Origin of the sequence: Pedobacter sp. KBW01 (assembly GCF_003852395.1) — a bacterium.
Taxonomy (GTDB): domain Bacteria; phylum Bacteroidota; class Bacteroidia; order Sphingobacteriales; family Sphingobacteriaceae; genus Pedobacter.
This window is the reverse complement of record NZ_QAJQ01000011.1, coordinates 197,304-217,052: the sequence shown is the minus strand read 5'-3', so window position 1 is coordinate 217,052 and position 19,749 is coordinate 197,304. Positions and strand designations below refer to the sequence as shown.

Here is a 19,749-nt window from a genome sequence, read left to right as displayed (position 1 = left end):
TAATTTCAGGACGAGACAGTTCAAAGGGAAAGGAACTATTTACGCTATAGCTCGGCAATCAAATTGGCGGCCAGTTTGGCCCGAAACGAGGTGGCCAGTTTCGTTGAAATACACAGTTAAAAATCACAATTATATTAAAATTATGTTTTGTTTAATGTTTTTAAAATCAGTTATTTGTGATTTTTATGTTTGGTTTTTTTGAGAGTCTTGTAAACTGTTTAAAGTATGTTTATAGACAAATTTGTGTTTTGGACTTCACAGATGTGGAAAACTTTTTCAGGAAAAGCTTCTTATAGACTTGAATTTAAATTTTCTTTCTAAGAATGGATGCTCATTGTAAACTCATCGCATTGCTGGTTATAAACTGATGAGGTTTTGATATATTTGTGTATCTAATTTTTCTTATTAAATATGCGAAAGATCATCGCTCTTGTATTTGTTTTTATTTTATGTTCGTATGTTGCAAGAGCTGCTATTTTTACAGTAAGTAGTAGTGCAGATAGTGGAATAGGCTCATTAAGAGAAGCGCTACAATTGGCTGCAGCTAATGGTAGCGCCGAAACAGACTATATTTATTTTAATATTACTAATCAGCCTGTTCTGATTAGCATAGTGAGTCCATTAATACTTTCTTCAAACTTGGTGATTGATGCCACAACTTTGCCCGGGCCTGCTTTGGGATTATCCAGTGCAAAGGTAACTCTGAAAACCAGCGTCTCTTATGTTTCCGATGTAACCCCTATTGGTTTCTCAGGCACGAGTTTAAAAAACCTGGAAATCTATGGTTTTTACTTTTCATTTTTTGCTAATGCGGCTTCAAGATCGTCTACACCCATTTCACTCAATAATTGTGAAAATATTATTATCGGGGCACCAAATAAAGGAAATGTATATGGTAACATCGATGTTAATCTTAGCATGTTTAAATGTAATAAGATCAAAGTTTCAAACAATTGGTTTGCCTTCAATCCGGAGCGTACGGAGCTACTGGGAACAGCTTTTGGCTCTATGTTAAGATTTTATCAGTGCGATAATATTTTAATTGGAGGAGATACCAAAGCCGAAGGCAATCAGTGTGGATATATTTATAGGGGTATGCTAATTACAGGTATTGATCCATCTACACAAAGTGTACAGCAAAGAGGAGAGATATGTGTTATTAAAAATAATGTTTTCGGGGATGAGTTACTTAAAGGGGGCTTATCAGATCCCCATATCATTCAAAATTTTAAAAAAGTAGAATTGCTTAATAATTTTACTTCCATGAGCGCCGGTTTCAGTTTTAAGGATATATCGGTGGGGATGTTAATTCAAGGAAACAGTTTTGGGGTTGGCGCATTAAATACTCAAGGATCTTACGCGCATTCTTTGCTTGATTTCGATGCTTGTAATAATGTATTGATAGGCGGTAAAGATGCAGGACAAGCCAATATTTTAGCTAATAATAAATATGGGGGTTTTGGGCCAGGTATTTATGCAACTAATTGTGGAGATATTCTCTTGCAGAGAAATTCGATTTATTGCACAGCACAAAGTATTGTTTACAAACCAGAAAATAGTAAAGTAGAACTTCCTGTGATAAATATCACAAATTACAGTAATGGTGTATTAACCGGAACGGCAACTCCAAATTCTGAAATTGAGGTATATACGGATGGCGAATGTATGCAGTGTGAAGCTAAAGCCTATGCAGCAAACACTATGGCAGATGCCTCGGGGAAATGGACCATTACTATCCCTTCTGATATAGGTTTCACCGCTTCAGCCAGTATAAACAACCGAACATCTAAATTCCTTGGGCTTAGCTTTCTGGCAGGAAATGTTTCTGTTAAAAATACTAGTTGCGGTCTAAACAATGGATATATTAAAGGTTTAAAGGTTATTGGGGCAACGCGTATAGAATGGAAAGATAGTAAGGGCAATTTAGTTGGGAATACAGAAGAATTAATAAATGTTAAACCAGATATTTATACCTTTCAGGCTTTTTTGGGGACCACCTGTAAAACGCAAACCTTATCCTATTCAGTGAAAGATGGCCAACCGCAACTATTTACAGGCATTATGCTCATTAGTCCGGAGAACTGTAACAAGGAAGATGGTGGGATTAAAAATCTTTTTATTTCTAATCAAAACGATTTTACTACAAAATCATTTAAATGGATAGATGAAAAAGGGGAAGTAAAGGGAAATAGTTTGATTCTTAGTAATGTAAAAAGTGGTAAATACACACTACAGTTAACAACTGCTGATGATTGTGTGGCAACATTTGGTCCTTTTGAAATTCCAGCCAAGGGTGTGCCTTTAATCGATAAAGTTAAGGTTAATATTACTAAAGCTGGTTGCGGTAGTTCAAATGGGAGTATTACGAATGTTATCGTTTCAGGTGTGGGTAAAATTAAATTGGTTTGGAAAGATGAACAAAAAAACATCATTAGTCAGGAAAGTGAACTGGTTAACGTTCCTGGTGGAAAGTATTTTCTTGAAGTAAGTGATGAGGGGATATGTGGCGCTGCGGTTTACGATTTTGAAATTCCCATATTAAATGCTATAACTATAGATGATCAAACAGCAGATATACAAAATGCGAGCTGTATTGCAGATAATGGTCATATTAAAAAGCTTAATATTACATCTGCATCAACTGGTTTTAGTTTCAAATGGATCAATGAATCAGGTATACAGGTAGGGGATAAACAAGACCTGGAAAATTTAGCTGCCGGAAAATATACTTTAATCGTTGATAATGGTTACTGCACGGCAAACCGTACTTTTAATATTATCCGTCAAAGCTCCATAACTTATCCTGACTTTCCATTTATGATTACACCTGCAACCTGCAATTTAAATAATGGCTCAGTTAAAATAAATACTGCAGATTATCATGAAAATATTGAGTTTAGGTGGCTAGATAGGGAAGGAAAAGAAATTGGCAACAGCAATGAAATTTTAAATTTAAGTGAAGGAGATTATCAACTTTATCTCCGGGATGAAAACAAATGTGAAATTCTCTACAAAACATACGTCATTGAAAGAATTACACCGCTTTCAATCGATCCTGAAAGTACGCACATTACAAATGATCGATGCGGCATGGGTGTAGGTTCTGTCGCAAACATTTCTATAAAAGGTGGTATTTTACCGTATCATTATACTTGGAGAAATACTGATGGTGAAATTATATCTACAAATATTGGATTGGATAATGTTAAGGAAGGTCTTTACTTTTTAACGATAACAGATAATAGTAATTCTACCTGCTCCGAGCAAAGCTTTAACTTTACAATTTCTAATTCAGGAGAAATCATTAGTCCACCTATCGTTTATCCATCTTTATTATGTGCAGAAGGCGAAGGTATTATTAGGGCTAATGCCAATACCTCGGGAATGTTTAATCTATATGATAAGGCTACAAATGGAAAGTTACTAGCCAGTAATGAAACCGGTTTTTTTAAATTGAATATATTAAAATCTTCTACTTTCTTTATGAGTTTAGCTAACGGAACCTGTGAAAGTGAAAGGGCTGTTGTACCAATTATATTTTCAGAAAAGGCAATAGAAATTCCGAATTCAATTAGCCCTAATGATGATGGAGTTAATGACACCTGGCGAATTTCGAACATTGATCAATACCCTAAGGCCAGTATAAAAATTTTTAACAGAAATGGTAATGTGATTTTTACCTCTGAGGGTTATCAAAAGGAATTTGATGGAAAGACGAATGGCAGAGTAATAGCAGCAGGAGTTTATTTTTATGTAATCAATTTGGCTCCTGACTGTAAACAGTATAGTGGTAGTCTTACGATTTTCCTATAATAATATTTTAAGCTGAAAGTTTAAATCTAAATTCATTAGAAACTGTCTAATAGTAAGTTTTTATCGAATGTACTGGTTTAAAATTTGATCGATAGTTTTTCCGATACCAGGGCGTTATCCTTATAATACTCAAAAAACCAGTTACCGTCTTTTTTTAAAACCACTCCATTGGTACTGGTATTGCTGGCGATATAGTAATCGGCCACAGTTGTTTTTAGCAAGGTGAGTACAATCTTAGGGGCCGAATCAATCAGTTGGTAGCCATTGTTAATGGGGTGTGCATATAAAAGCGCCTCTGATTGTTTAGTGGTAGCTACGGCAGGTTGAGTGACAGGGGTGGGTGCAACTGTTTTTACTTCCGGTGCTGGTGTAGTAGTTACTGTAAAATTTGCTGCAGGTGTGCTGCCAGCTTCGTAATGTATGTCGCCGAAAGAGCTAAAAGCATCTCTCATAGCAGCATTGTACGATTGCTTGTATTCTTTTTCCCGGCTTTTACCTTCTTTACTTTTCAGTACAACGTTTCCTTTACAATCTTTAAGCACAAAGGTAAGATTGGTTACAAACATGCTATTGTGTTCCTCCACATCAATTACTAAAGCCTTACACCTGTCGGTTGCAATTTCGGAAGGTATTTCGGTGTTATCGTAATATACGGTGAAACCCTTATCTTCAAAAAGTGCCTTTGCAAGGGTATTCAGATTATACTGGTTGGGTTGTTTGAGAAAACTGAATTTCTCAGGAACAATTAAATATTTATAATTAACAGTATTTGACTGACCTTTTGCTGCAAAAGAAAGTGCCAAAAGAATGTTAAAAATATATGTTTTCATAACGGATATTTCGGTGAGGGATAAGATTCATGTTGAAGTTATGCAATGAAACAGAGAAAATCAAATTTGATACAAGTTAGCTTATTTAAATCATCGCTTTTTTTGTCTGTTGGGCGGCTAATTTTAATGATTTTTTGTATGCTGGTGTAGAGGTCAAGATTCTGTAATCCACGACTTTATTAACATTTTTTCTGTAATGTGTATAAATATTCATACTACATCTATTAATTTATGGTGTTGGTCTATTTTTGTCGCATTAAACCATAATGAGTAATATATTTATATCAAGAATCAAATCAACGGGACGATTTAGAAATCTTATTTAGGCTCCACAGCAATGCGGAGCCTTTGTTGTTTATTCTCTTGACCATGCAGTGGTTAAATATCTCCTGCCTAAAATTTATCCCGCATGCCAAATAAGCCCATTAAGCCTCCGGTATGGATAGCCAAAATACGCTCGTCCCGGTGCAATTGACCACGTTTTTCTAAATCGCAAATGGCATAAAACATTTTTGCAGTATAAACAGGGTCTAAAAGTAGTCCGGTTTGTGCAGTAAAGGTTTTAATAAAATGAATCAGCTCTGGAGTAGTTTTGGCGTAGCCGCCGAAGTGATAGTCTAAATGCAGTTCTAATTGTTTATCTGTTGTAGTATATCGGGCGATTTCGTCTCCTATGAACGCGCCACCTTTCAAAACTGGTACAATATGAAGTTTGGTTGGTAGTTGCTGTTCTTGTAAGCCTTTGAGTAAGCCGGCAGCAGTAGTTCCGGTGCCTGCTGCACAAAAAATATGATCATAGGTTTCCGTTAATTCGCCAATTATTTCGGCACAGCCAAGAGTAGCTTCTACTGATGCACCACCTTCATCTACAAAACAGACTTCCGCATTATCTGCAAAGCGACTTTCAAAAAGCTTGTGCCTATCCCGGTAACTTTCACGGTCGGTAAAAATAAGTTCCATACCGAATAGGCTACACAGCAACAGCATTTCGTTTTTTACAGCTTCGCCACGCACAAAAGCTGTTGACTTTAAGCCCGATCTTGCTGCGGCAGCGGCGGTGGCCACCAAATGGTTAGAATAAGCTCCGCCAAAAGTAACCAAATGTGTTTTGTTTCCGGCTTTCGCTTTGGCCAGTATGTATTTCAGTTTACGCCATTTATTGCCCGAAATATAGGGGTCTATCAGGTCGTCGCGCTTTACCGATAAATGGTTAAATGGAGCAAAGCTTACTTTTTGTACCGGACTATAGATTTTTTTAAACACATGTAAAAATAAAAAACACCCGGGTATTTCGGGTGTTTTTTATTTAATAGCTCGGTTTGTAACCGGTGGGTTATGGTTTTACTTACCCATGCCGAATCCAAAACCTGCATTAACTACACTGTATTTGGCCTGAGTATAAGAGGTGTAAAATTTAAAGAAGCCGAATTTTAACTGGAAACCTAAACTTCCCCGCACACCATCTATATCGGTTTGTTTAACCGCTATCGGGTCAACGTAGGTGGCATTGGTTCCTCCGTCGGTAAACTGGTAGGTACCTAAAGCTTTTAAATTGGTGTTGGAGGTTTGGTAGCCTACGCTGGCAAAAGGGGTGAAGAATAAGATTTTCTTCGAAACAATGGCGTCAAAGTTCACTCCATTAAATTTCGCGTCAATGCGTTGGTTAGAATTACCCGTATTGTTGATGTCTAAAGGCAAATCATATTTGTACTGTGTAAAACCTCCTGCTATGGCAACATCTACCGGAAACAGTTTCTCGGTTGTTGAGCCCATAAACAAAGGTAAAAGTTCAACCTTTGCCCCAAAACCGATCATCGATAAACTTCCTAAATCGCTGCCCAGTTTTATTTTAGGCATGGCCCTTAAGGTAACATCGATGTTTTTAGGTAAGCCCAGTGTTGCCTGTATTTGCAGTGCAGGTACCACATGGAAACCCACACCTTGTGGCAGGTTGAAAAATTTACCCGTAGGAATACCATTGCTGGTGTAAATTTGCATTTTGCCGCCTTCGTGGTCATCGCCAAAAGCAGTTGGGCCAATTGAAGAAGCTCCGGGAGCAGGTTTAATGTTGCCCAAACCCAGGGTATTCACATCGTAACTTCTGCCCGCTTGTGGTACAAAGGAGGCTGATGCCGATACCCGCACATCAAACTTTAAAAATCCTTTCGATTTGGCGGTGTTTGTCCAGCCATCGGTTAAACCCAAGCCCAAACCTTTATACAAAGGATCGAAATAGGCATTAATTAATTTGGTAGCATCGGCAGGACCCGAAACAAATAAGCTTCCAACATCCTGTTGTGCACTTACTTTTTGAGCTGTTACCAATAAAAATAAGGCACATAATGCCTTTAAAGCGTAGCATTTTCTCATATATAATAATTTGATTTAGAGTAAAGATAGAGCTGTTTTTCGCAAAACTGTAATCATTAAATAATTCTTGCTGTTAAAAGTTTATTTTTGCACCATGGAAAATGTGGTCGAATTGCAGGAATCGGAAGAGCAGGAATTATATGAACATTTAAAAATTATTGTCGATAAAGGGCAGTCTTTGTTGCGCATTGATAAATTTTTGATGGTTCGTGTAGAAAATGCCTCACGAAACCGCATTCAGAATGCAATTGATGCAGGTAATGTGCTGGTTAACCAGAAGCAAATCAAATCGAGTTATAAGGTAAAGCCTTTTGATGAGATTTCGATTGTTTTACCACATCCGCCCCGCGATACCGAAGTTTACCCGGAAGATATTCCATTGGATATTATTTACGAAGACAGCGATTTGCTGGTGGTAAATAAATCTGCGGGTATGGTGGTGCATCCCGGTTTTAACAATTATACTGGCACATTGGTTAATGCTTTGGCTTTTCACTTTGAGCAGTTACCGCAGTTGCCGGGCAATGATGGCCGCCCCGGTTTGGTGCACCGCATTGATAAAGATACTTCGGGTTTGTTGCTCATCAGTAAAAACGAGAAATCGATTACGCATCTGGCCCGTCAGTTTTTCGATCACAGCATTACGCGTAGGTATATTGCATTGGTTTGGGGCGATATCGAAAATGATGGTACCGTAACGGGCTATATTGGCCGCAGTGCGAAAGATCGCCGTGTGATGGATATTTATGATGATGAAGAAAAAGGCAAATGGTCGGTAACCCACTATAAAGTTTTAAAGCGTTTAGGCTACGTTACGTTAATTAGCTGCGAACTCGAAACTGGCCGTACACATCAAATCAGGGCGCACATGCAGCACATTGGTCACCCGCTGTTTAGCGATGCCATGTACGGTGGCGATAAGATTTTAAAAGGAACTACGTTTAACAAGTACAAACAGTTTGTTGAAAACTGTTTTGAGTTATTGCCCCGACAGGCTTTACACGCACAGAGTTTAGGTTTTATACATCCAACAACGAAAGAATATATGTACTTTGAATCGCCTTTGCCAGACGATTTTAAAGCAGGTTTAACTAAATGGGAAAATTATATCGCTACATCATAAAATATGCTTCAACAGTACCTTTTATTTAATGATGAATTTCATGCGACAGATACTCCTGTTTTAAACGCTTCTAACCGTGCTTTCAAATTTGGTGATGGTTTGTTTGAAAGCATGCGGATGATTAATAATAAACTGCAGTTTGCAGATTTACATGCCGATAGGTTAACCGCAGGTATGAAAGCCCTGAAAATGGACGGGCATGCCTTAATGGATGATTATTTTTTACGTCAGAAAACTGCCGACCTGGCCAAAAAGAACAAGTGGAACGGTAATGTGCGCTTTCGCCTTTCGGTTTACAGGGAAGGGGCAGGCGTTTATACTCCCGAAATCAATAAAGCCGGATATGTTTTGGAAGGGCTTCCCTTAACTGCTTCAACATACGAATTAAACAGCAAAGGCCTCATTATTGACGTTTTCGACGAAATGACCAAGCCAATTAACAAGCTGTCTAATTTTAAAACCTCCAACGCACTGCTTTACGTAATGGCCGGACTTTTTAAAAGCCAGAACCGTTTGGATGAAGCCATGATTTTAAACCAACAGGGTTTTCTGTGCGAAAGCATTAGCGCCAATGTTTTTGTAGTGTATAACAAGCAGGTGTACACCCCTGCATTAACCGAAGGTTGCGTAAGTGGCGTTATGCGCACAGCCATTATGCAGTTGTGCAAAATGAACGATATTCCATTAATCGAAGCGCAGATTAATCCTGAAATATTAAAAGCAGCCGAGGAAGTTTTTATTACCAATGCCACTCAGGGCATACAATGGGTGATGGGCTACGGTCGTAAACGCTATTTTAACGAAGTTTCGAAGGTTTTAATCGATAAGCTGAACGCTTTATAGTCGTAATCAGTGATAAGTTTATGAGGCAAATTTCTTTTGCTTCGTTGATGTTACGTTTTATTTCTGCCGATTTGTGTTTGCCTGAACTATATTTTTAGTATTATTGGTTACACACACAAATTTAACCGAAATGAAAAAATTACTCATTCTCGTAATGGCTTGCTATGGCCTGAACGCCCGTTCACAACAGCTGAACGAATCCAGAAACTTTCTGTACTTCTATTCAGATTCTACAGTTTATGCAAAAAAGATCAGCTTACGCCCCGATTTTAGCGGCGGGTGGTCGCTCCGGGCCGATTCAAGGCGGGTGCCGATAGCGCAGGTCAAATTTTTTAACAATGAGGATGGTTTCTTTGCCAATACTCGGAAACTCAATCTTTTGGGGCAAGCTTCCTTTGCCGAGCGGATAATTGAAGGTAAAATCAATATTTATCAGGAAGTGGTTTACGATGATGTTCCCATTGAAGCGGAATATTACGGCTTTAGAGATTACAGGCGACAAGTGGTGAACAACCGAATGTTTATGAACAAAAGCTATACCGACCTGAAAAAAGTAAATTACCGGAATTTAAACGAGGCCATGGCCGATAACCCGAAGAGTTTAGCGCTGTTAAGGCGGTACAGAAACACTAAAATTACCAGCATTGCCATGTACGTAGCAGCTGGGGCTGCAGTTATTGCCAGTGGGATTACGCTGATGTCGGAGGGTAAACAAATAGGTACCTCATTCGGCGGTATGCCCAAATATGCTGACCGCAGTTATACAGGTAGTTTTGTTTTGCTGGGGCTTGGCGCCGCTTTTAGTATAGGTGGTTATTTTATCGGCGAATCTGGTAAAAAAAATATAGAGAGGGCTGTCGATAATTATAACCGCTAGTGTTTAAAATGATAACCAGACAGCGCCTAATTAAGCCTGTCTGGTTATTTTATTTCAAACTTTGTAAATTAGCTTTACAAGCGCATTCCCCTCAAAAAATCTTCAATCAACATCCGTTTTTTACCTTCGTACTGGATGTCTAATAGTTTAATAAAGCCATCTTTAGCAGCAAATTTTAAATAGGTTTTGCCATCTGTTAAAAAGCCTCCGGCAACAATGCCCGGCTCTTTATTTTCTAATTCAGCCTTAAATACCTTTAATGTTTTATCGTTTAAAAAAGTAAAGGCGGTAGGGTATGGGCTTAACCCACGAATTAAATTATAAATGGTTTGCGCCTGATTGTTCCAATCTATTTTACAGTCGTCTTTAAAAATTTTAGGCGCATGCTTTAAATCGCCGCTTTGTGGCTGTGGCTGCTCGCTTACCTCGTCTGCTTCAATTGCTTTAAGTGTTTTTACCAACAGGTTGGCGCCAATGTGCATCAATTTATCGTGTAGGTCGCCGGCGGTTTCATCATCGGCAATGGCAACACTGTCGCTAAGAATAATATTGCCTGTATCAATTTCATGGGTAAGGAAAAAGGTAGTTACACCACTTTCTTTTTCTCCGTTTATAATGGCGTGATTTATAGGAGCAGCCCCACGGTACTGTGGTAAAAGCGATCCGTGCAGGTTAATGGTTCCTTTAGGTGGCATGTTCCATACCACTTCGGGTAACATTCTAAAAGCCACTACCACCTGTAAATCGGCTTTGTAACTGGCTAAGGTTTCGAGAAATTCGGCGTTCTTTAGTTTTTCGGGTTGTAACACCGGAATATTCTTTTCAACCGCATATTTTTTTACCGCACTTTCGTTAAGCTTTTGCCCGCGGCCGGCCGGCCGGTCTGGTGCAGTTACTACCGCAACAACATCAAAATTTGCTTGTACCAGTGCATCTAACGAAGCTACCGCAAAATCGGGCGTGCCCATAAAAACTATTCTCATAAGAAAGTGTTGTGTTTTAAAATAACGTGGCTAGCCACTTAAAGTTTTGCAAAATAACTAAAAATAAACCCATACTTATAGGTAAAAATGGTACAAGGTAAAGATGTTGTAAAAGCAAGTGGACTGGTGTATGTAACCGACAGTATGCCTGGTATATATCGGAAGGGTAAACCCGGTAAATTTCATTATGTGGATAAAGACGGGGATAAAGTTACTGAAGATAAACATCTCGATCGGATTAAAGCCCTCGTAATTCCGCCTGCATGGCAAGACGTTTGGATTGCAAATAAACCTAACGCTTATTTGCAGGTTACAGGAATTGATGCGGCAGGGCGAAAACAGTACAAATATCACCAAAAATGGACCAGTCGGCGATCTGAAGATAAATATTTTCGCTTACTCGAATTTGGTAAAGCCCTGACCAGAGCCCGGAAAAACCTTCAAAAAGACCTGCGCAGAAAAGATTTCGACGAATGTAAGGTATTGGCCATTTCGGTTGATGTACTCCAAAAAACACTCATCAGGGTAGGGAACGAAAGTTATAAGCAGCTTTATGGTTCTTTTGGACTTACCACTCTGCGCGATAAGCACGTAAAAATACAAGGAAGTAAAATTACCATGGATTTTGTAGGTAAAAAAGGGGTACAGCAGAAAGTAGAACTGAACGACCGGACATTAGCCCGATTGGTTAAAAAATGCAGGGACATACCCGGGCAGGAGCTTTTTCAGTTTTACACCAATGGCAGCGAACATAAAAGCATCGATTCGGGAAAAATAAATGCCTATATTAAAGAAATTACCGGGGATGATTTTACCGCAAAAGATTTCAGGACCTGGGGAGGAACACTCGAAGCCATGCGGCAGTTTGCCCAGTGCCAGCTTAATGAAAATGCCGATTTAAACAGTAAAAAAACAATAGTTGCCGTTTTAGATTGTGTGGCTAAAAAACTAGGCAATACCCGGGCGGTGTGTAAGAGTTCTTACGTTTACCCGCTTTTGCTTACCGCTTACGAGAACAATGAGCTGGAAAAATACCTTAAAAAGATGAACAACAATTCGCTTAAGGGTAACATTAGTCTGGAGCACAACGAAAAAGTGTTATTATCTTTTTTAAAAGCTAACAGCAAGTAGAAAAACCGTTTATATTTGTTTTTTATCTTGTTATGCAAATCAATCTCGACGATAAAGCCAATATTTTTAATACGCTTATAGAAGAGTCTCCAATGCCAATAGCGCTTTATGTTGGCGAAAATATGGTTATTCAGGTAGCAAACAGAGCTATGCTTAAAGCCTGGGGCAGAGATGCATCAGTAATAGGTAAAGAACTGGCCGTAGCATTGCCTGAATTAAAAGACCAGCCCTTTCTGAATATACTTAATCAGGTAAGAACTACGGGCGTTGCTTACGAGGCCAAAGAAGATAAGGCTTTACTTTTAAACGATGATGTACTCCAAACTTTCTATTTCGATTTCATATACAAACCGCTAATGGATACCGACGGTAAGGTATGGGGTATTTTAAATAATGCTACCGACGTTACCGAACTGGTAAATGCGAAGTTTAAAGTTGAGCAAAGTGAAGCCCTGTTCAGGCAGATGATTTACGATGCGCCTGTGGCCATAGGCATTTTGAGGGGAAGGGATCTCGTTATTGAAGAGGCCAACGATGATTTGTTAAAAATATGGGGAAAAAGTAAAGCAGTAATCGGGTTAAACCTTTTAGCTGGATTGCCCGAAATTATTGGTCAGCCTTTTCCTGAACTTTTACAAGAGGTTTACGATAGCGGTGTTGCCCATTATGGCTACGAAACAATGGCTCGGTTGGAGCGTAATGGCATTTTAGGCGATTTCTATTTCAATTTTGTGTACGATCCGATATTTGGGCAGGATGGAGAGGTTTCTGGTATTATGGTGGTTGCAAACGAAGTTACCGCCCAGGTAATTTCAAAAATGGACGCGGCCAAAAGTGAAGAACGTTTTCGCAATTTTCTTTATGATATACCGATGGCTACCGCTTATTATGAAACCGAAAATATTGTTATCAGGCTGGCAAATGATGAAATGCTTCGTTTTTGGGGTAAGGATAAAAGTGTAATTGGTAAAACCGTTATAGAGGCGATACCCGAATTAAACGTGCAGCCTTTTGTAGGGATTTTAAAGGATGTTTACCGTACCGGAATTACTTATCATGCCGATCAGGAAGAAGCCAGGATGTTGGTTAACGGTAAGGAAGAAAAACGCTGGTTCAGTTTTACATATAAACCTCTTAAAGATTCGGATGGTGAGGTGTATGCTATTATTCATGCAGCGATGGATGTAACTAAGCAAGTGCAGTTGCAACAGCAAAAAGACGAGTTTTTGGGTATTGCGAGCCACGAATTAAAAACACCTGTAACCAGTATTAAAGCCTACGCACAGGTTCTTGAACGCATGATCAGGAATGAAGGCGACGAGAAAAAGGCAAATATGGTGCGTAAAATGGATCAGCAGTTAAACCGGTTGACAGGCTTGATTGGCGATTTGCTGGATGTAACCAAAATCCAGTCGGGTAAAATGACCTTTAATCCGGTAGAATTTGACTTTGATGCTGCGGTTGAAGAAATTGTAGAAGAAATGCAGCACATCAGTTCTAAGCACAAAATTATTTGCGGCTTGGCAGGTAATGCAATTGTTTTTGCAGATAAAGAGCGCATTGGGCAGGTAATTACCAATTTTCTATCTAATGCGATTAAATACTCAACAGATGCCAGTGAGATAGCTGTAGCAACTTTTATTGAGGATAGAGAAGTTATATTAAGTGTTAAAGATTACGGCATCGGAATTTCGGCAGATATGCAACACCTTGTGTTCGATCAGTTTTACCGCGTAGATGGAAATTTACAGCATACCTATCCAGGGCTAGGCTTAGGCCTTTACATCTCGGCCGAAATTATAAAAAGCGAGGGTGGCAGGATTTGGGTAGAAAGTACAGCCGGGCAAGGAGCTACTTTTTTCTTTGCGCTTAAAATAAAATCGTTCAGATGATACAGTTACTGCGACCTGAACGATTATTTATGCTTTCGGGGCTTTCTTGATCGGGTGCACCGGCTGCTCTTCATTTTCGCGCTGTTGAGCCGGATTATTCGTTCTAACAGGTTTATTGGGTAAACTGTCGTTTGCTTTTCTTACTGTTTTGTGATCAACAGGCTCTCTGCCTTTAGGTACCTCTTCCTGGTAATTACTTCCGGGCTTAGTACTTTTAACTTTTGGACCGCTCATTTTGGTAATAATTGAATGAATAAATTTTGAATATTTAAGCTGATAAGTTGAATGTTTTAAGGTTTTAATGTTGATAACACCCAACGAAGTACTCTATTTAATAACAATGCTTAATCTGTTAAGTTTGAAAAATTGTTTTATCATTCTTCCATTCAATCAATCAGTCATTCAATCATTCTCTCATATTCCATCCTCCAATCATTCCCTCATCCAATAGTTACGGATAAAGAAGGTACTTCTTACGCATGGTTTTGTAAGCGCTAAGGCCTGGTTCCCAGCTGGCCCTGATTTCGGCTTCACTTTTTCCATCAATAATCTGTTGCCTGAAATCACCAACACCCACCAATCTTTCAATGGTACCCATTTCTTTGCTCAGCTTAGAATTAAAGAAATCTTCTTTTTTAGGCGATGCCTGATATAATGAGATTAACCACGATATATTAACTTGTTTGTTTTTGCGCAGCTCGGCTGTATCGTAGGTTCTTAAATCCAGTCCATAACAAGCCTGATCCTGAAACAGTGGCGTTTCTGACATGCCTTTAATACTTTTAGGCGTAAAGCTGAAATCGAATTTACCTTTTAGATAGGGTGCACCAACTACTGTAAACGGGAATTGAGTACCCCGACCATGGTTTAAGTAAGTACCTTCAAATAAACAGGTAGATGGATAAAGCAAAATAGCTTGTTGTGTATTTAAGTTTGGAGAAGGTTTAACCGGTAAAGTGTACTCCATATCGTGGTTATAATTGGCATTTTGGATAACTGTAATCTTACATTTCACCTTATCCTTTAACCAGCCCTCGCCGTTTAACATTTGTGCATATTCGCCAACGGTTAAACCGTGTGCAATGGGAATAGGCTGTATGCCGATACCCGATTTATATTTAGGATCTAAAATTGGTCCGTCAATTAAATAACCATTCGGGTTTGGCCGGTCTAAAATCAATAAAGTTTTTTTGTTGGCTGCACAAGCTTCCATTACATGTTGCAGCGTATTAATGTAGGTGTAAAACCGAACGCCAACATCCTGTATATCGAAAACCATGATGTCGATATCGGCAAGGTCTTCTGCCGTAGGCGTACTGTGTTTGCCATAAAGTGAGATCGCCTTTATACCCGTTTTAGTATCTACATCATCGTTAACCGTAACACCGGCACTGGCATTTCCCCTAAAGCCGTGCTCCGGACCAAATATTTTCTGGATTTTAACGCCTAATTTTAACAGGCTATCTACCGAAGTTTGTGCCCCGATAACGGAAGTAGGGTTAACTACCATGCCCACCCGTTTGCCTTTTAAAAGGGGCAGATATTTTTCTGTTTGCTCTGCACCTGTTTTAAGTTCAGATGGAAGTTTCATCTTCCTGATCATCAGTTTTTTGTTTCCAAGACCCTTGCCACCGGCAACTTCTTGTTCAAGCGGTTTGGGTTGGCCACAGGCCGATAAGGCAATTAAACTGGTTAAAGCAAAGCTGAGGTATTGTTTCATATCAGGTATTGTTATAATCTGTTGCAATTGCTATAAAACAATTGATTATGGTTATTGGTATTTGTTTTATGCCAAGGCTACATTATTTTTAAAGTTGGTTATTTATTTTTGAAAATGCCATTTTTAAAAAGGAATTGAGCATTTTTGTTACTTAGAAACCTGTTAAAATTGAATTTCGAATATTTTATAGCCGGGCGGATAGCCGTTAAATCAGAACGTACTTTTTCAAAGCTCATTGTTCGCATTGCGATAACTGGCGTAATGCTGAGTTTGGCGGTTATGATCCTTTCAATAGCCATTATTAAAGGTTTTAAAACCCAAATTCAGGATAAAGTGCGTGGTTATTTAGGCGATGTACAAATTACGCGCTACGACCTGAATAATTCTTTCGAGCATTCGCCATTTGCTTTAAGTGATACCGCTAATAACGATCTAAAAAACAATCCCAATATCGAATATTTTTATCCCTTCGCCACTAAGCCAGCTATTCTTTCTGCCAATAACGAAATAGAAGGGATTAATTTTAAGGGGGTAGATAAAAGTTATAACTGGAATTACATTAAACAACACCTTATTAGCGGTACTACCATCAATTTTGCTGATAGTACCAGGGCTATGCAAGAACTGTTGATTTCAAATTATACGGCCAATCGCTTAAAATTAAAAACAGGCGATGATTTTATCATGTACTTTGTGCAGAACCAGTTGCGCCCGCGGAAATTTAAAATTGTGGGTATTTACGATATCGGTGTAGAAGATATCGACAAAGGTTTTGTATTGGGCAACCTGAATATTGTTAAACGCTTAAATAACTGGGAACCTAACGAAATTGGAGGGGTAGAAATCAGGATTAAAGATTTTAGTAAGCTTCAGCCCGTTGCGGATGAGATTTACGAAAAACTACCACGTAATCTACGTTCTTTTTCTATTGAAGAAAATTTCCCTAATATTTTTACCTGGCTGGGGTTGCTAGATGTAAATACAAATGTGTTACTCATTTTAATGTTGATTGTAGGGGTAATTAACATGGTTACTGCCCTGTTGATTATGATTTTAGAACGCACTAACATGATTGGGATGCTTAAATCTTTTGGGGCAACAAACTGGAGCATCATGAAGATTTTTCTTTACAATGCTGCTTACCTGATTGGTATTGGGTTATTGCTTGGTAATATTTTAGGCCTGGGCCTTGGCTTCTTTCAGGAGGCTACGCACATTTTCAAACTCAACCAGGCTTCGTATTTTTTAGCCTATGTACCAATCGAATTTCATTTTATTGATGTGCTGCTACTCAATGTAGTTACCGTAGTGGTATGTTTAACTGTGTTGATTATCCCTTCGCTTTTAATCAGTAAAGTTTCGCCATTAAAGGCAATCCGCTTTAAATAAGGTATAAAAAAGCCTGGGTCATCAAATCAGATCATTTTCGATGCCCAGGCAACCTAAACCTAACTTTTTATTCTCTTGCTAGTTAATTTTTTTCAAAATGTATTCATATTGCAGGTAAGCGTATGAGGTAGCTGGTGAATTTTCGGTAGCAGCCTGCTTAAACTTCTTTTTGAGCGTGAGGTCGGTAGCATTGCTTTTAACCTCGTATTCTCCATTTAAAATCATATTCCAGTCAAAATCGGCGGTATAAATACCTTCATTAACAAAAACAGCAAGCCCTTTGTCAAAAGTATATGTACCTGATCCTGCTGTGGGTTTATTGGTGTTTTTGTATGTGATACTAAACTGCCCGTTCTTTAAAGAAGCAACAATAGGGTAGGTGCTCGGTACCGATTTTACACTATTGGTTACCACCAGTAAACCGGTATAATCGCCATTGTTTACCACATCAACTTTATCAGGCTTTTTACAGCCCAATGATAGGCCAAGGGTAAATAAAAGGATGGAGATTTTAGCTTTCATACTCCTTAAACGGAAGCTGAAAGCAAAACGCTACAGTTTAACCGAAATCCATTCAATTCCTTGCGTGCTATGCAAAAACTCGGTTCTGGGTGGCAGGTTTAAATAGGGGTAGGTTACTTTAGAAAGGTATAGGCCTGTAGGGTGCGCCGGATCTAAAGTTTTAGGTGTTTGCAGGTTAATTAGCAGGCTTTCAAATTCATCCAGGCTCAGTTCGCCTAATCCGGTTTTTAGGATTTTTCCCATTAAAATACGGATCATTTTACTTAAAAAACGGTTGCTTGCAATGTGAAAGCGAATGCGGTCGCCTTTTTCATTCACAAATAAATCGGCTTCCATTACGTTACAAATGGTGTGCTCGTATTTGTTGGGCTGGGTACAAAAAGCCCGGTAATCTTTGTATTGTGGTAGCAGATTAACCGCTGCTTTCATTTTTTGAAGGTCCAAATGCGGATCCTGATAAAAAGAACTCTGGTTGCTTAAGAAAGGATCTTTGTAAGTGTGGATAAAATAATCGTACCTGCGTTGAACAGCATCGAATCGGGCATGTGGCAGGCCTTCCATTGGAATAATATCGAAAACAGCAATGTTTTGCGGTAAAGCCTTGTTTAAGCGATAAAGCAGGTCAAAATCAAAGGTTTTTTCGATATCGGCATGAAAGAAAAACTGACTGGCATGTACATGTGCATCAGTTCTGCCACAACCAATAATGGGAACAGGCTGTTTTAAAATTTGTTCCAGTGCTTTTTCAATTACAGCCTGTACGCTAATGGCACCCGGTTGTTTTTGCCAGCCATTGTAATGCTGACCCTGATAAGCAATGTGGAAGAAGTATCTCATTATTTTGGATTGCAATTTTACGGAAATTTTGGCATCAAGGGCATTAAATTCCTAATTTGCCGCTCAAATAATCGAGATGAACATTACCAATTGTCCCTGCGGAAGCGGTTTACTTTACCAAAACTGCTGTAAACCATACCATTTAAAGCAACAAACTGCTCCTACAGCCGAAGCCTTAATGCGTTCGCGGTATTCGGCTTTTGTAGTGCATGATGGTGATTATTTGGTTGAAACCACACACAGCAGCAAACGCAAGGGCAATAGTAAAGATGCCTATTTAAAAAGCGCAAAAAATACCAAATGGCTTAAACTCGAAATTGTTGCAGCAACTTTTGATACCGTAGAATTTAAGGCTTATTATCTCAATAAGAAATTCCAAACGGAAGTGCTGCATGAAAAATCTAACTTCAGGTTAGAAGACGGGAAATGGTATTATGTTGACGGGAAGTTTTATGAGTAATTTAAATAAAAGCTTCATTTCGACTGGAGTGCAACGGAATGGAGAAATCTACTTTGATAGATCTCTCGGCTACGCTATACTCCGCTCGAGATGACGACTCGACTATACCTTTTTTGCCTCATTCCAATACACATCCATTTCGGCAAGGGTCATATCAGCCAATGCTTTACCATTTTCTTTTGCCTTACTTTCGAGGTACTGAAAGCGTTTGATAAATTTTTTATTGGTTTTTTCCAGCGCGTTTTCAGGATTGATGTTGATGAAGCGGGCGTAATTGATCAGTGAGAAAAGTACATCCCCAAATTCTGACTCGGCCTTTTCTACATCAATAGCGGTATTATCGGCTACGTTAAACTCCGATTTAAATTCCTGCAGTTCTTCCTCCACTTTTTCCCAAACCTGATTTTTATTTTCCCAATCAAAACCCACTCCACGTGCTTTCTCCTGAATGCGTGAGGCCTTAACCAGCGCAGGTAATGAACCCGGAACACCAGCCAGAACCGATTTGTTGCCTTCTTTGAGTTTAATCTGCTCCCAGTTACGTTTTACATCTTCTTCATTCTGCACTTCTACGTCGCCATAGATATGTGGATGGCGGTTAACCAGTTTATCGCAAACCCCGTTTAAAACATCTGTAATGTTAAACTCGTTGGTTTCTGAAGCAATACGCGAATAAAAAACCAGATGCATCATTACATCGCCCAGTTCCTTTTTAATTTCATCCAGATCGCCTTCCAAAATTGCATCACTCAACTCATAAGTTTCCTCAATGGTTAAATGGCGCAGGGTTTCCATGGTTTGTTTTTTATCCCATGGGCATTGTGTACGCAAAGTATCTAAAACAGTTAGCAGACGCATAAAAGCATCAGCAGGGTTATTGGCGCTGGCAGGAATAGGATTGTTTGGCATATTTTGTCAGTATTATTTACTTCAGAGAGGTAAAGTTAGTGCTTTAGCAA

Annotated in this window: 17 protein-coding genes; 8 read left to right on the top strand and 9 right to left on the bottom strand. The window is 39.0% G+C overall.

Annotated features, from left to right (window positions below; genetic code table 11):
- The first annotated feature begins 411 nt into the window (after positions 1–411).
- Positions 412–3,813, top strand: coding sequence for a gliding motility-associated C-terminal domain-containing protein (locus DBR40_RS13265; RefSeq protein WP_124560232.1), 3,402 nt, complete (start codon positions 412–414; stop codon positions 3,811–3,813).
- A 77-nt stretch (positions 3,814–3,890) separates the two neighbouring features.
- Here the strand turns inward: DBR40_RS13265 and DBR40_RS13260 are convergent, their stop codons facing one another.
- The 3 genes from DBR40_RS13260 to DBR40_RS13250 all read right to left on the bottom strand — a co-directional run bounded on the left by DBR40_RS13260 (position 3,891) and on the right by DBR40_RS13250 (position 7,013).
- On the bottom strand, positions 3,891–4,643 hold the full coding sequence (locus DBR40_RS13260) for a hypothetical protein (protein WP_124560231.1): 753 nt from the start codon (positions 4,641–4,643) through the stop codon (positions 3,891–3,893).
- A 393-nt stretch (positions 4,644–5,036) separates the two neighbouring features.
- On the bottom strand, positions 5,037–5,906 hold the full coding sequence (locus tag DBR40_RS13255; protein WP_124560230.1) for a 1-aminocyclopropane-1-carboxylate deaminase/D-cysteine desulfhydrase: 870 nt from the start codon (positions 5,904–5,906) through the stop codon (positions 5,037–5,039).
- 78 nt (positions 5,907–5,984) lie between these two features.
- The gene (locus DBR40_RS13250) at positions 5,985–7,013 is read right to left on the bottom strand and encodes a DUF6588 family protein (RefSeq protein WP_124560229.1); all 1,029 of its coding nucleotides are present in this window, start codon (positions 7,011–7,013) and stop codon (positions 5,985–5,987) included.
- A gap of 94 nt (positions 7,014–7,107) precedes the next feature.
- Here DBR40_RS13250 and DBR40_RS13245 point away from each other — a divergent pair, with 94 nt between their 5' ends.
- The 3 genes from DBR40_RS13245 (at position 7,108) to DBR40_RS13235 (ending at position 9,856) form a co-directional block, all read left to right on the top strand.
- Positions 7,108–8,136, top strand: a complete 1,029-nt coding sequence (locus tag DBR40_RS13245; RefSeq protein WP_124560228.1) for an RluA family pseudouridine synthase — start codon at positions 7,108–7,110, stop codon at positions 8,134–8,136.
- A gap of 3 nt (positions 8,137–8,139) precedes the next feature.
- Positions 8,140–8,979, top strand: coding sequence for an aminotransferase class IV (locus DBR40_RS13240; RefSeq protein WP_124560227.1), 840 nt, complete (start codon positions 8,140–8,142; stop codon positions 8,977–8,979).
- A 130-nt stretch (positions 8,980–9,109) separates the two neighbouring features.
- Positions 9,110–9,856, top strand: coding sequence for a hypothetical protein (locus DBR40_RS13235; RefSeq protein WP_124560226.1), 747 nt, complete (start codon positions 9,110–9,112; stop codon positions 9,854–9,856).
- Between the two features lie 74 nt (positions 9,857–9,930).
- On the opposite strand, the gene fmt is transcribed toward DBR40_RS13235, so the two are convergent.
- Complete coding sequence (gene fmt, locus DBR40_RS13230) at positions 9,931–10,839, bottom strand: methionyl-tRNA formyltransferase (protein ID WP_124560225.1); 909 nt, start codon at positions 10,837–10,839, stop codon at positions 9,931–9,933.
- Between the two features lie 87 nt (positions 10,840–10,926).
- On the opposite strand from fmt, the gene DBR40_RS13225 reads away from it, so the two are divergent.
- Both DBR40_RS13225 and DBR40_RS13220 read left to right on the top strand, forming a co-directional pair.
- On the top strand, positions 10,927–11,970 hold the full coding sequence (locus DBR40_RS13225) for a DNA topoisomerase IB (protein WP_124560224.1): 1,044 nt from the start codon (positions 10,927–10,929) through the stop codon (positions 11,968–11,970).
- 32 nt (positions 11,971–12,002) lie between these two features.
- On the top strand, positions 12,003–13,862 hold the full coding sequence (locus DBR40_RS13220) for an ATP-binding protein (RefSeq protein WP_124560223.1): 1,860 nt from the start codon (positions 12,003–12,005) through the stop codon (positions 13,860–13,862).
- A 27-nt stretch (positions 13,863–13,889) separates the two neighbouring features.
- Here DBR40_RS13220 and DBR40_RS13215 read toward each other — a convergent pair whose 3' ends face one another.
- Positions 13,890–14,096 (bottom strand): hypothetical protein, encoded by a 207-nt coding sequence (locus DBR40_RS13215; protein WP_124560222.1) that lies wholly within the window; start codon positions 14,094–14,096, stop codon positions 13,890–13,892.
- 217 nt (positions 14,097–14,313) lie between these two features.
- Complete coding sequence (locus DBR40_RS13210; protein WP_233603883.1) at positions 14,314–15,465, bottom strand: exo-beta-N-acetylmuramidase NamZ domain-containing protein; 1,152 nt, start codon at positions 15,463–15,465, stop codon at positions 14,314–14,316.
- A 285-nt stretch (positions 15,466–15,750) separates the two neighbouring features.
- Here DBR40_RS13210 and DBR40_RS13205 point away from each other — a divergent pair, with 285 nt between their 5' ends.
- A complete protein-coding gene (locus DBR40_RS13205) occupies positions 15,751–16,971 on the top strand; it encodes an ABC transporter permease (RefSeq protein ID WP_124560220.1) in 1,221 nt (406 codons plus the stop codon).
- Positions 16,972–17,049: 78 nt separating this feature from the next.
- Here DBR40_RS13205 and DBR40_RS13200 read toward each other — a convergent pair whose 3' ends face one another.
- On the bottom strand, positions 17,050–17,493 hold the full coding sequence (locus DBR40_RS13200; protein WP_124560219.1) for a hypothetical protein: 444 nt from the start codon (positions 17,491–17,493) through the stop codon (positions 17,050–17,052).
- Between the two features lie 30 nt (positions 17,494–17,523).
- Entirely contained in the window at positions 17,524–18,330 is an 807-nt protein-coding gene (gene truA / locus DBR40_RS13195; protein WP_124560218.1) for a tRNA pseudouridine(38-40) synthase TruA, read from the bottom strand.
- A gap of 76 nt (positions 18,331–18,406) precedes the next feature.
- Here truA and DBR40_RS13190 point away from each other — a divergent pair, with 76 nt between their 5' ends.
- Complete coding sequence (locus DBR40_RS13190; RefSeq protein WP_124560217.1) at positions 18,407–18,790, top strand: YchJ family protein; 384 nt, start codon at positions 18,407–18,409, stop codon at positions 18,788–18,790.
- Between the two features lie 102 nt (positions 18,791–18,892).
- On the opposite strand, the gene mazG is transcribed toward DBR40_RS13190, so the two are convergent.
- Positions 18,893–19,699, bottom strand: coding sequence for a nucleoside triphosphate pyrophosphohydrolase (gene mazG / locus DBR40_RS13185; protein ID WP_124560216.1), 807 nt, complete (start codon positions 19,697–19,699; stop codon positions 18,893–18,895).
- Positions 19,700–19,749 lie beyond the last annotated feature (50 nt).